The following is a 13,270-nucleotide window of genomic DNA, read 5'->3' as shown; positions in this document are numbered from 1 at the left end:
AAGATATGTTGACCATGCACCGTAATTTCGCCGGAAATCACATACCCGAGAACAGCGAATAGGCGCTGAACAGCGCGCCGTTATAGGACATCTCAAAGTGGCAGTGGTTGCCGGTGGAGTTGCCCGTGGAGCCGACATAGCCGATGACCTGCCCCTGTGTGACGGCCTGTCCCTGAGAAACAGCGATGCTGGACATGTGACCGTACAGCGTCTTGTAGCCGTTGCCGTGGTCGATCTCCACATAGTTGCCGTAGGAATAATGCCAGCCTGCGGCAATGATCGTGCCGGAGTCGGAGGCCAGAATCGGCGTGCCGTAGGCGGCGCAGATGTCCGCGCCGCGGTGGCCGTTGCCCATCCAGCGGCTGACGTACTTGTAATTCGGCACAGGCCAGATGAAGGAGCCGGAGCCGACCTTGGCAATCATGCCGTTCTTCAGCTTTGTGCCGGTGACGGTGATTTCCGGGGTCGGGGCCTGCAGCACATTGTAGGCCACGGCCTGGCGGTCCGTGACCGCGCCGTCGATCATCGTCGTCTCGTAGGTGATCTCCTCGGAGCCGTCTGCACCCTCCTGCAGGGTCACGACCTTGCCGAAGTCATACTGGTCGGACTCGGTGTTCTGGGTGTCGAACGGGATGGCGACAGTTTCGGTGTCGCGGCGGACGACCTTGACCTTGATGAGCTCTGCCGAGGATGCACCGGTGGTGATGACCGTGCCCGCAGGGACCTCCTGGTCGAGCGTCAGCAGTTCGGGGTTCATCTGCGCCAGAGAGTCAAACGAAACGCCAGTGGTGTTGACGACGCTCTCGACGGTGTCGCCGTCTACGGCTGTGTAGGTGTGGATGCCGCCGCCCTCGGTCAGGGCGTTGATGACGTCCGCATAGGAGCTGACAGACTCCTGCAGATAGACGCCGTCCACGAGGCGGATGTTGTGGGCAAACGCCGTGTAGACGCTGCTGTCCATCGCATTTTCAAACGGTGCCTTGATGTTTTCCAGATAGCTGCGCAGGTGGTCGCCCTCGGTGGTGACGTAGAGCAACTGATCGTCTACGTAGACAGCCGTGCCGTTGATGATCTCATCACTGGCAGTGCGCAGGATGGCGTTGGCGATCTCGCTCTCGGTCATCGTCTGGTTGCCGATGGAAAGCGAGTAGGTCGGGTAGACATCCCAGCTTGTGTCCTCCACCGCAGAGCCGGAGGCCTGCAGCATACGCTTGGCCGTGTTGATACGGGACTGCACGTCCTCACGGGCATTTTCAAACACCTGCTCGCTCTCCACGTAACCGACGTTCTCGCCGTTCACCTGCACATTCAGCACAAAGCGCAGCCCCAGCCCGCTGCGCACCAGGACCACAAGCCCCGCTGCGGCAACTGCCGGGAGTATGTAAGTGATAGCGTTCCAGACAACGATGGAGTATTTTCGGATGCCGCTGGCAAGGTATTTTTTCTTGGCACGGCGCACATCTCCATCCTCGCTCTCCACGAGGGTATCGGGGATGTCGCGGATATGACGGATGCCCGAGGCCATCCGCACGAACGGGCTGGTCAGGTCCTCAATCAGCGTGATAATACCGATCAGAATCGGGCGCAGGACAATGAGCAGCAGATTCAGCACGGTATCACCGATGCCGCGCACAACAGCCCCCACTCTGCGGCCTACGCAGACAAAAACATACTCGACCCAGAAGCCGACCATGTACAGCATATCGCCGACAGTGTTGCGGCGGTGCAGATCCTGCATGTAACGGGCTGCCTTGCGGCGGTTATCGCTGCGCTTTTTTTCCTGCGATGAGTGAGAAAAGCGCGTTACAGGGGTCATCTCCGGGGGGTCGGTGATGCTATCGTTTTTCGGATTGGGATCAGTTTGGATGGGATTCAAAATACGGAAGCTCCTTTCCGTGTGAAGCAAATTTACGTGAGGTCTGCACCGCAGGGCAGACTGTGCAGCTGCCAGCCCGTCAGTAGCTTTTCCTGCCGGGCCAGGGCGGCCATATCCTCGGGCAGCGGACACTCCACACGGAGGGGCTCCCCTGTCAGCGGGTGTGCAAACGCAAGGATGCCGCAGTGCAGTGCGTGACGGCGCAGAAGGATGTCCGACCCGCCGTACAGCGTATCCCCCGCCAGCGGATGGCCGATATAGGACATGTGTACGCGAATCTGATGGGTGCGCCCGGTGCGCGGCCAGCAGGCCAGCAGACTGTGGCCCGGCCCCGCGGCCAGCACCGCGTACTCGGTCAGGCTGTACTTGCCGTCCGCGCACACGTAGCGGCCAATGATGGAGTCACCACGCCGCGCGATAGGCGCTTCGACCCGGCCCGGCCCCAGCGGCATTGTCCCCTGCACAATCGCAAGGTAGCACTTGTGGGCAGACCCGGCCAGCAGCGGTGCGGCAAAGGCGTTTTTCGCGCACAGCACCAGGCCGCTTGTGTTTTTGTCAATGCGGTTTACCGGGCGGAAGATGCCGCTTTTCCCCCGTTGCTGCAGGTAGTACAGCCAGCCGTTGGCCAGTGTACCGTCAGGGTAGTTCAGCGTGGGGTGCACGGCAATGCCCGCGGGCTTGTTGAGCACCGCGGCAAAATCGTCCTCATAGGCGATGGAAAACGGCACGGGCTGCGGGGTCACACTCGTCTCCTGCTCGGGCGGGAGCGCAAAGCGGATGCACTGCCCGGCGTGCACAGGTTCATTCGTGCGGATGGGCTGATCGTCGGCGTAAAAGCCGTCACCGTCATATTTGACGGACTTGATCAGTCCTGCCGTAACACCCTGCAGGCGCAGGAACAGCCCCAGCTTGCAGCCCTCGTTTTCTGGCGGCACGGTATAACGCAAAACGGTCACAGTACCGCCCTCCTTAAAGCCTATATGAGGGTATTATACCACAAAACGCCCTGTGATGCAAACCCCAATGTCTGGCAGAAAGGTACGATGCAACAGCAAACGGCCCTCCCGGAGGAGAGCCGTTTGTGTTATTTCTGTGATTGCAGCTCCGCGGCGCGCTCCAGCACGGGCCGGAGATACTGTCCCGTGAAGGAGTGCGGGTTCTGCGCGACCTCCTCCGGGGTGCCGGTGGCGACGATGGTGCCGCCGCCGCTGCCGCCCTCGGGGCCGAGGTCGATGATATAGTCGGCGCGTTTGATGACGTCGAGATTGTGCTCAATGACGATGACCGTATTGCCCGCATCAACGAGCTTATCCAGCACCTTGACCAGACGGTGGACATCGGCCACATGCAGGCCGGTGGTAGGCTCGTCGAGGATATAGACGGTCTGCCCGGTATCGCGGCGGGCCAACTCATTGGCCAGCTTGACGCGCTGCGCTTCACCGCCCGAAAGCGTCGTGGCTGCCTGACCCAGCTGGATGTAGCCAAGGCCGACCTCCTGCAGCGTTTGCAGCTTGCGCGCGATCTTCGGAATGTTGGCGAAAAATACGCAGGCCTCCTCCACCGTCATGTCCAGCACGTCGGAGATGGTCTTGTCCTTGTACTTGACCTCGAGCGTTTCACGGTTGTAGCGCTTGCCCTTGCAGACGTCACAGGGCACGTAAATATCCGGCAGAAAGTGCATTTCAATCGTCAGGATGCCGCCGCCTTCGCAGGCCTCGCAGCGTCCGCCCTTGACATTGAAGCTGAACCGCCCGGGGCCGTAGCCGCGCATTTTGGCATCCTGCGTGTTGGAAAACAACGTGCGGATGTCGCCAAACACGCCTGTGTAGGTGGCCGGGTTGGAGCGCGGCGTGCGGCCAATCGGCGACTGGTCGATGCCGATGACCTTATCGACCCACTCCATGCCCTCGACCACCTCACACTGGCCGGGGCGGCTGCGCGCACCGTTCAGGGCGGCAGCCAGCGTTTTGTACAGAATTTCGTTGACAAGCGTCGACTTGCCGGAGCCGGACACGCCGGTAACGCAGATCAGCTTGCCGAGCGGGAAGTCTACGGTAATGTCCTGCAGATTGTTCTCATGGGCCTTGACGACGCGCAGCGCCTTGCCGTTTCCCTCGCGGCGTGTCTCGGGGACCTCTACGAATTTGCGGCCAGACAGATACGCGCCAGTGATGCTGCGCTTGACCTTGCAGATGTCCGCGACGCTGCCTGCGGCGACGATCTCGCCGCCGTGGACGCCCGCACCGGGGCCGACATCGACAATATAGTCGGCCTGCCGCATCGTGTCCTCATCGTGTTCAACGACGATCAGCGTGTTGCCAAGATCACGCAGCCGCTTCATCGTTGCAATTAGCTTATCGTTGTCACGCTGGTGCAGGCCGATGCTCGGCTCGTCGAGCACGTAGAGCACGCCGGTCAGCGCACTGCCGATCTGGGTCGCCAGACGGATGCGCTGGCTCTCGCCGCCGGACAACGAAGCCGCACCGCGGGAGAGCGTCAGATAGCCAAGTCCGACGCTCTTTAAAAAGCCCAGACGTTCTTTTACCTCTTTAAAAATAGGCGCACCGATCATCTCGTCCCGGGTGCTGACCTTGGCCGTGTTGATAAAGTCCAGCTCCTCGTTGACGCTCTTGTCACAGAAATCGGCAATGTTGATGCCGCCTACAGTCACGGCCAGGCTTGTCGGCTTTAAGCGGCGGCCATGGCAGGCGGGGCATTCCTCGCTGGACATGACAAGGGCGATTTCCTCCTTGACCCACTCGCTGCTCGTCTCGCGGAAACGGCGCTCCAGATTCGGGATGATGCCTTCGAACTGGTTAAAGTAGGTGCCGGAGCCAAACATGCTCTCGCGCTGCATCTCAATACGCTCGTCACCCGTACCGTACAGCAAGGCGTGCAGGGCCTCCTTGCTGAAGTCCTTAACGGGGGTATCGAGTGTAAAGCCGTAGCGCTTGCCCAGCGCCTTATAGGTCATTTCGGAGATGGAGCCCTCGGCGTAATACCAGCCGCTGGCCTTGATGGCACTTTCCCGGATGGACTTGCGCTTGTCAGGGATGACACGCGCCGGATCGACCTTCATGAAGGTGCCGAGACCCGTACACTTCTCGCAGGCACCGAAGGGATTGTTGAAGCTGAACATCCGCGGGGTCAGCTCCTCGACAGAGATGCCATGCTCGGGGCAGGCGTAGCTCTGGCTGAACATCATCGGTTCACCGCCAATGACGTCGATGACGACAAGCCCGTTTGCCTGCGCCAGCGCGGTTTCTATGGAATCGGCCAGACGCCCGCGGACCGTGTCGTTGATGACCAGACGGTCCACGACGATCTCAACGGTGTGCTTGATGTTCTTTTCGAGGTTGATCTCCTCGCTCAGATCGTACATATTGCCGTCGACGCGCACGCGGGCAAAACCGGCTCGGCGGGCGGCATCCAACTCCTTGGCCTGGGTGCCCTTGCGGGCACGCACAACGGGGGCCAGCACCTGAAAGCGGGTGCGCTCCGGCAGCTTCATGACTTCGTCGACCATCTCGTCCACGGTCTGCTGGGTAATCTCCCGCCCGCAGATCGGGCAGTGGGGCACGCCGATGCGGGCGTACATCAGACGCAGATAGTCGTAAATCTCCGTTACCGTTCCCACCGTGGAACGCGGGTTGTGGCTTGTTGTTTTCTGGTCGATGGAGATGGCCGGGGACAGGCCGGTGATCTCGTCGACATCGGGCTTTTCCATCTGGCCCAGGAACTGGCGGGCATAGCTGGAAAGGCTTTCCATATAGCGGCGTTGGCCGTCGGCGTAGATCGTGTCAAACGCCAGGCTCGACTTGCCGGAGCCGGACAGGCCTGTCATGACGATCAGCTTATCTCTTGGCAGCTCCAAATCGACGTTTTTCAGGTTATGCTCCCGCGCACCCTTGATGACAATGCGGTTGTTCGGGTCGATTTTGATTTTGGAGCTGCGCTTTGCAGGTTTTTTTTCGGGTGTTGTACTCAATTTTTATATTTCCTCCTGCCCTTGCGTGTTTTGGCAGCGGCCTTGCGTTCACTGGTGTCGGCGGCGGTGGGATCCTCTCCGCGTTCCAGCCGCTGAATTTCGTCGCGCAGCTGCGCGGCCAGCTCAAATTGCAGCAGCCGCGCGGCCTCCTTCATCTCCTTGGTCAGCCGTTCAATTGTCTGCTGGCGCTCGGCGCGGCTCATGCGGTGCTGGCGCATCCGCTTGTTTTCCTCGCTCATGCTGATTTCGAGCCCGTCGCCGATGGCCTTGACGATGGTTTTGGGCGTGATGCCGTGTTCTTTATTGTAGGCGTCCTGAATGGTACGGCGGCGCTCGGTCTCCATGATGGCACGCTCCATGCTGGGCGTGACCTCATCTGCGTACATGAGCACAACGCCGTTGGCGTTGCGGGCCGCGCGGCCGATCGTCTGAATCAGGCTTGTCTCGCTGCGCAGGAAGCCTTCCTTATCGGCATCCAGAATCGCAATCAGCGACACCTCCGGCAGGTCCAGACCCTCACGCAGCAGGTTGATGCCAACAATAACATCAATTGCGCCGACGCGCAGGTCCTTGATGATCTCCATGCGCTCAAACGTGTCGACCTCGTGGTGCATATACTTGGTCTTGACGCCGTGTTCCTCCAGATAATCCGTCAGGTCCTCGGCCATCTTGACGGTCAGCGTTGTGACGAGTGCGCGCTCGCCACGGTCAATGCGGGTGCGGATCTCGCCAAGCAGGTCCTCAATCTGGCCCTCCACCGGGCGCACCATGATAAGCGGGTCCAGCAGGCCGGTGGGGCGGATAACCTGCTCCGCTACGCGGCTGGAATGCTGGCGTTCATATTCATCGGGGGTTGCAGAAACAAAAATCTTCTGATGGATTTTGGCTTCAAATTCTTCAAATTTCAACGGGCGGTTGTCAAACGCCGACGGCAGACGGAAGCCGTATTCGACCAGCGTTTTCTTGCGGCTGTAGTCGCCGCCGAACATACCGCGCACCTGCGGCAGCATGACGTGGCTCTCGTCGACCATCAGCAGGAAATCATCCGGGAAATAATCCAGCAGCGTTGTGGGCGTGGAGCCGGGCGCACGGCCTGACAGGACAGCGGAGTAGTTCTCGATGCCCTTGCACATGCCGACCTCCTGCAGCATCTCCATGTCGTAGTTGGTGCGCTGCTGGATGCGCTGGGCCTCCAAGAGCTTGCCCTCCTCGGTGAATTTTTTGACCTGCTCCTCCATCTCGGCCTGAATCTTTTTCAGGCCCTCCTGCATCTTTTCGGGGCCGACGATATAGTGGCTGGCCGGGAAGATGGCAACATGACGCACCACGTTCTTGTGCTCGCCGGTCAGCGGGTCAAACTCCACAATGCGGTCGATCTCGTCGCCGAAGAACTCGACCCGAATCGCAAATTCGTCGTTGTAGGCCAGGTGGATGTCCACCGTGTCCCCTTTTACGCGGAACTTGTTGCGGATGAAGTTCATGTCGTTGCGCTCATATTGCAGCTTGACCAGGCGGCTGCAAAGCTCGTCGCGCTCCATCTGCATACCGGGGCGCAGGCTGATGACCATGCTGCGGTAGTCGATGGGGTCGCCCAGCGAGTAGATGCAGGACACCGACGCCACAATGATGACGTTGCGCCGCTCTGACAGCGCCGCCGTGGCCGAGTGGCGCAGACGGTCAATCTCGTCGTTGATGGCACTGTCCTTCTCAATATAGGTGTCTGTGGACGGGATATACGCCTCGGGCTGGTAGTAGTCGTAGTAGGAGACGAAATATTCTACCGCATCATCGGGGAAAAAGCCGCGCATCTCAGTACAGATCTGACTGGCCAGCGTCTTATTCGGCTCCAAAATCAGCGTCGGGCGATTGCACCGGGCGATGATGTTCGCCATCGTAAACGTCTTGCCGGAGCCGGTGACGCCCAGCAACGTCTGGGCGTCGTCACCCTCCTGGATGCCCTGCATCAGCGCTTCTATCGCCTGCGGCTGGTCGCCGGTGGGCTGAAACGGTGCCTTTAAGTGAAAGACTTCGTCCATAGTCGTTCCTTTCGTGTACAACGATTAGTTGTATAATGATTATAACACGACAAATTTTTAATGTAAATAGGTTTGCCGATATTTTGTACCCAAACCGCAGAAAAATGCGCCCTGCCGGGACACGGCAAGGCGCATGGGCGGCGTTCAGCGGCTGGCGGCCTGCAGCACGCCGCTGTTTACGCGGTATTCCGGCAGGCTGCCGCGGTTCAGCATCGAACAGCCATCCTCTCCCGCTATGATGATATGATCCATGATCGTAAAGCCGAGCTGGCCGGTGACCTCCATAATATGGTAGGTCGTCAGGCGGTCCGCCTCGGACGGAATGGCCAGCCCGGTGGGATGGTTGTGTGCCAGAATGCCGCAGGTCGAGTTGGTGCGGGCCACGGCGCGCAGCAGCTTGCGGGTGTCCACGGCCACGCGGTTGGGAACGCCCTCGGCAATGCGCAGGTCCTGCACAGGGCGGCATGCGTCGTCCAATAAAATCAGGTAGAGCTGCTCATTCTGCACACCGCGGAACAGCGGCTTTACGTAGGCGATGGCCGTCTCTGCCGAGTTCAGCGACAGGCGGGTCTTGCGCTTTTTCAGCTCATAATAGCGGCTGCACGCCATGACGGTAGAAATCAGCCGCGCACTTTTGGGGCCGACGCCCTCGACCTGCATCAGCTCCTCGGGCTCGGCCTCCAGCACCTTGCAGAAATCGCCGAAGTGCTGAATGAGCCTGTGCGCCAGCGCGTTTGTGTCTGCCCGCGGGATGGAGAGAAACAGCAGATATTCCAGTGCCTCGTGTTCGGCCAGGCTGTCCAGTCCATCTCGCTCGACGCGCTCCTGCATGCGTGCGCGGTGCTTCGCGTGGAGATTTTCGTCTGCCATTTTTTCACATCCCATCTTTACGTTCTGCTGGTTTTATTATATACTGTAAAAAGACTTTTGCCAACCGTTTTTACTGATGAATTTTTAAAGAGGACACGATGAAAAGTTTTACCGCAGGACCCAATGAAAACGGCGTGCGCCTGAGCCGCTTTGTGGAGGGCGTGACCAAGGATATGCCCCGCAGCATGATGTACAAGGCGTTCCGCAACAAGCGCATCAAGGTCAACGGCAAGCGCGCCGAGCCGGATACCCGCCTGAGCGCAGGCGATTTGATCGAACTGTACATCAACGACGAGTTCTTCCCCGTGGGCAAGCCCGCTGCCAAGACTGCCAAGCCGCCGCGCAGGCAGCCGCCTGTGACCGTGGTGTATGAGGATGAAAATTTTGCGGTGCTCTACAAGCCCGCGCACCTGCTCTGCCACAGTGACCGCACCGGCGACGCCAATCTGGTGGACGCCTTTGCGGCCTATCTGGAGGCCAAGGGCGAGTATGATCCCCACGCAGAAAAGCGATTTGCCCCGGCGCTGTGCAACCGGCTGGACCGCGGCACCGAGGGTCTGGTGCTGGCCGCCAAGAGTTACGCCGCGCTGCGCGACCTGAACGCCATCATCCGCGACGACATGATGAAAAAGGAGTATCTGACCATCACGGTGGGTGCACCGCCGCAGGGGCGGTTCGTCGCATGGCTGCAGCACAGCGAGAAAAATAACAAGGTGCGCATCCACGCCCGTGAGAGCGAGGGTTACAAGCAGATCATCACCGAGGTGACGGTCATCCGGCAGGCAGGGCCGTTTGCGCTCTGCCGCATTGGGCTGATCACGGGCCGCACCCACCAGATCCGTGCGCATCTGGCGTATCTGGGCCATCCGGTACTGGGCGACATCAAGTACGGCAACCACAAGATGAACGAGCGCACCGGGCTGAAAACACAGGCTCTCTGCGCCCAGCGACTGACGTTTGGCAGAATCCCCGAGGAAAACACGCTGCAGTATCTTTCCGGCAGGGTCATCAAGCTGAATGACCCGGAAATTGTAAAGACGTACGAACGACTGACGGCAGAAAAGTAAGCTCTGCCACGGCTGGCAGCTGGAAGCATCCGCCCCTGCAAGCGACGATGTTGTTATCCGTAGGGGTGCATTCCATATCTACCCGCGGGATATTGCCGAAAGATCAAAAATACCGGGCCGCTCCCCACATTCGGGAAACGGCCCGGCAATTTTTTTACGCCAGAACGAAGTGATAGACCAGAGACAGTGCCACGATCAAGGCGCAGGCAATGGCCGTGATGGGCGGGGCCAGGTGGATGATGCGCTCGGCCATGACGTCGTCCTCACTGGTTTCGTCGTCATCGGCGTAGCGGCCGCGTTTTTTGGACTTCTTGTCGTAACCGTCGTCCTCATCATCGTAGTCGAGGTCATCGGTATCGTACATCTGGGTGCCCTCATCGTCGTCCTCATCATCGTCGAACAGGCGGCCCTTGGGAGCGTAGCGGCGGACGCGCTCGGCCTCGGCATCCTCGTCGTCATCGGCGTAGCTGCTGCCTTGGGGCTCAAACGCGGCGGTTGCCTGCTCGGGCTCATAGGCGCTCTGCGGCGGGATGTCCTGCTGACCGGTGATGGCTGCCTGCACGGCGTTGGCCATGGCGCGCGGGTCGCTGGCAGCCGGGGCAGGCTGTGCCTGCGGCTGCGGTGCGGGAGCGGGCGCCGGGGCCACACTGCTGGCGACGGCGTTGACCTCCTGCTGCTGGCGCTCGGCGGCCTGGCGGGCCTCCTCCAGAATAGCGGTCAGCGTTGCCTTGATACCGGCGCGGTCACCGCCGCACTCGGAGCAGACGGTGGTGTTTTCCTCATTGGGATGGAACGCACCGCAGGCGCAAAACCAGCCGTACTCGGTGTCCTGGGGCACGCAGGTCAGTTGGACATTGCCGGTGCGCTGCTGCAGCGTCTTGGCGATAGAGCCGGGCAGTACGCGGGGCATGTTCAGACGCACGCGCTTGTAATTGCGCAGGTCGACGCCGCGGCCATTGAGGAACGCGCGATCCTGCTCGACCTCCACGCTGGAAACCGGCGTGTCGCTGACATAGACAGCGTCATCGCTGCCGAACACGGCACCGGGCTGGGCGTTGAGCTGCTCATAGTAGAAGTCATCCTCGCACAGGACCTGACCGGCGGCATCCTTACATTTGAAGTGGACGACCAGGCCGGTCAGCGGCTCGGTGCCGACATTCTTGAAGGTCAGGCAGACGGCGACCTCACCGGTCGTGTCACCCTTCAGCAGTTCGACACGCACGAACTGCACCGGACTTCCGGCGGTATAGTAGTTGGCGCGGGACTGCGCCATCAGGGAAAAATTCTGATCCATAGTTACACCTACTCTTTACTCTTGCGTGTCGGGCTGGGGGTTGGCCGGCTCGGCAGGCTGCTGGGTTTCGGGCTGTTCGGCAGGCTGCACAGGTGCGGCAGAATCCGGCGCAGGTGCTTCAGGCTGGGCGGTCTCGCCCCTGCCCAGGTCATAAGGCGGCAGGGTCCCGCCTTCCATCAATGTTTTGAATTCCTCACCGCTGATCTTTTCGCGCTCCATAAGAACGCCTGCTACCTTGTGCAGCTCGTTCATGTGCTCGGTCAGGGTGCGGCGGGCGGTCTCATAGGCCTCATCCACAATGTCGCGGATCTCGTTGTCGATCTCGGATGCGATAGCCTCCGAGTAGCCCTTGCCCTGGCCGAAGTCACGTCCCAGGAAGGTCTCGCCGGGGTCGCTGCCGTAGACGACAGGCCCCATCCGCTCGGAGAAGCCGTAGCGGGTGACCATGGCGCGGGCCGTATCGGTGGCGCGCTGCAGGTCGCTGGACGCACCGGTGGAGATGTCCTCCAGCACAAGCTGCTCGGCCACACGGCCTCCCAGCAGGGTGACGATGTTCTCAAACATCGCGGTCTTGGTGACGTAGCTGGGGTCCTTCTCGGGCAGGTACATTGTGTAGCCGCCCGCACCGCCGCGGGAGATAATGCTGATCTGGTGCACAGGATCATGGTGCTTGCTGAAGTAGCCTGTGATAGCGTGGCCTGTCTCATGGTAGGCAGTCAAGCGGCGCTCCTCGTCGGTGACGACGTGGCTCTTCTTCTCAGGGCCCATCATGACTTTGACGGAGGCTTCCTCGATCTCCTTTTCGGTGATGGCCTTCTTGCCCTGACGGGCGGCCAGCAGCGCAGCCTCGTTCACGAGGTTCTCCAGATCAGCGCCGGAGAAGCCAGCCGTGGAGCGGGCAATCGTTTTCAGGCTCACATCGGGGCCGAGAGGCTTATTCTTTGTATGGACGCGCAGAATCTCCTCGCGGCCCTTGACGTCAGGCAGACCGACGTAGACCTGACGGTCAAAGCGGCCCGGGCGCAGCAGCGCCTTGTCCAGAATGTCCGCGCGGTTCGTGGCAGCCATGACGATGACGCCGTCGTTGGCGTCGAAGCCGTCCATCTCGACTAACAGCTGGTTCAGGGTCTGCTCGCGCTCATCGTGACCGCCGCCGAGACCTGCGCCGCGCTGACGGCCCACCGCGTCGATCTCATCGATGAAGATGATGGAAGGCATCGTCTTTTTGGCCTTTTCAAACAGGTCGCGCACACGGGAGGCACCGACGCCGACGTACATCTCGACGAAATCGGAACCGGAAATCGCATAGAACGGCACACCGGCCTCACCGGCACAGGCACGGGCCAGCAGCGTTTTGCCGGTACCCGGAGGGCCGACAAGCAGCACGCCGTGCGGAATGCGTGCGCCGAGGGAGTTGAACTTGTTCGGGGCCTTCAGAAACTCAACGACCTCCTGGAGCTCGGCCTTTTCCTCATCGGCACCGGCCACATCGGCAAAGGTTGCCTTGCGCTGGTTCTCCTGCTGATCCTTGACCTTGGCGCGGCCCACATTCATGATGCCGCCGCCCGCGCCGCCGCGGTACATCGACATGAACAGCATACCGATGCTGCCGATCATTGCGACGTAGAAGATGATCTCCAGCCAGGGAATGCTCGTCTTGGCGGCGACGTAGTCAAACACCATCGGCGCATCCGGGTTGGCCGCATTGTACTCGTCAACAAAATCGGAGATCTTGCCGGTGTTGAAGTCGCCGCCGTAGGGCAGCTTGTAGGTCATATAGACGGTGCCGCCGTTGGCGGGCAGGGCGTTATCGTCCGAGCTGTACACGCCGGTCAGCAGACCGCCGGTGGGCAGGCTGGCTGCAGCGTTGGACTCCGGCAGAGCAGCCTTACCCTCCTTGAGCCACAGCTCCAGGCTGCCGGTGCCAAGGTCCAGACGGAACGATGTCACCTGCTGATTTTCAAAGTAATAGTAAATCTCGGAGTAGGTCGTGTCCTTGCTGCCGGACGCTGCCAGCAGCGGCGAAAGGCTGACGATGAACAGGACCAACACCATCAGGACGGCTACCACGAGGATGCCGCTGAATTTCGGTTGTTTTTGCTTCAAGAAATCAACTCCTATCCGGTGTGCACACCGGGC

General features: G+C 60.4%; 8 protein-coding genes. 1 reads left to right on the top strand and 7 read right to left on the bottom strand.

Going from position 1 to position 13,270, the window contains the following annotated elements; genetic code table 11:
* Positions 1–37: 37 nt before the first annotated feature.
* The 5 genes from B5D32_RS03245 to B5D32_RS03225 form a co-directional block, all read right to left on the bottom strand.
* Positions 38–1,876, bottom strand: coding sequence for a peptidoglycan DD-metalloendopeptidase family protein (locus tag B5D32_RS03245; RefSeq protein WP_078783656.1), 1,839 nt, complete (start codon positions 1,874–1,876; stop codon positions 38–40).
* A gap of 32 nt (positions 1,877–1,908) precedes the next feature.
* On the bottom strand, positions 1,909–2,832 hold the full coding sequence (locus B5D32_RS03240; protein ID WP_242943390.1) for an RluA family pseudouridine synthase: 924 nt from the start codon (positions 2,830–2,832) through the stop codon (positions 1,909–1,911).
* A 128-nt stretch (positions 2,833–2,960) separates the two neighbouring features.
* Positions 2,961–5,813 carry an excinuclease ABC subunit UvrA gene (uvrA, locus tag B5D32_RS03235; RefSeq protein WP_143402674.1) on the bottom strand — a complete coding sequence of 951 codons (2,853 nt, stop codon included), beginning with the start codon at positions 5,811–5,813 and terminating at the stop codon, positions 2,961–2,963.
* A gap of 47 nt (positions 5,814–5,860) precedes the next feature.
* Positions 5,861–7,900 carry an excinuclease ABC subunit UvrB gene (gene uvrB / locus B5D32_RS03230; RefSeq protein ID WP_078783655.1) on the bottom strand — a complete coding sequence of 680 codons (2,040 nt, stop codon included), beginning with the start codon at positions 7,898–7,900 and terminating at the stop codon, positions 5,861–5,863.
* 144 nt (positions 7,901–8,044) lie between these two features.
* Entirely contained in the window at positions 8,045–8,770 is a 726-nt protein-coding gene (locus B5D32_RS03225; RefSeq protein WP_159446971.1) for a JAB domain-containing protein, read from the bottom strand.
* Positions 8,771–8,868: 98 nt separating this feature from the next.
* Here B5D32_RS03225 and B5D32_RS03220 point away from each other — a divergent pair, with 98 nt between their 5' ends.
* Positions 8,869–9,837: an RluA family pseudouridine synthase gene (locus tag B5D32_RS03220; RefSeq protein WP_078783653.1), complete on the top strand. Its 969-nt coding sequence runs from the start codon at positions 8,869–8,871 to the stop codon at positions 9,835–9,837.
* A gap of 154 nt (positions 9,838–9,991) precedes the next feature.
* On the opposite strand, the gene B5D32_RS03215 is transcribed toward B5D32_RS03220, so the two are convergent.
* Positions 9,992–11,131: a hypothetical protein gene (locus B5D32_RS03215; protein ID WP_078783652.1), complete on the bottom strand. Its 1,140-nt coding sequence runs from the start codon at positions 11,129–11,131 to the stop codon at positions 9,992–9,994.
* Positions 11,132–11,146: 15 nt separating this feature from the next.
* On the bottom strand, positions 11,147–13,186 hold the full coding sequence (gene ftsH / locus B5D32_RS03210) for an ATP-dependent zinc metalloprotease FtsH (protein WP_078783928.1): 2,040 nt from the start codon (positions 13,184–13,186) through the stop codon (positions 11,147–11,149).
* Between the last annotated feature and the right edge of the window lie 84 nt (positions 13,187–13,270).

The organism is Gemmiger formicilis, assembly GCF_900167555.1.
In the GTDB taxonomy this organism is placed as follows: Bacteria; Bacillota; Clostridia; order Oscillospirales; family Ruminococcaceae; genus Gemmiger; species Gemmiger formicilis.
The sequence above is the reverse complement of the archived record's forward strand: the minus strand, read 5'-3'. Positions and strand labels throughout refer to the sequence as shown.

Bases quoted from the DNA above. Each gene is read 5' to 3' on its own strand.
- B5D32_RS03225 (WP_159446971.1), bottom strand. From the start codon at position 8,770: ATGGCAGACGAAAATCTCCACGCGAAGCACCGCGCACGCATGCAGGAG.
- ftsH (WP_078783928.1), bottom strand. From the start codon at position 13,186: ATGGTGTTGGTCCTGTTCATCGTCAGCCTTTCGCCGCTGCTGGCAGCG.
- uvrB (WP_078783655.1), bottom strand. From the start codon at position 7,900: ATGGACGAAGTCTTTCACTTAAAGGCACCGTTTCAGCCCACCGGCGAC.
- B5D32_RS03215 (WP_078783652.1), bottom strand. From the start codon at position 11,131: ATGGATCAGAATTTTTCCCTGATGGCGCAGTCCCGCGCCAACTACTAT.
- B5D32_RS03220 (WP_078783653.1), top strand. From the start codon at position 8,869: ATGAAAAGTTTTACCGCAGGACCCAATGAAAACGGCGTGCGCCTGAGC.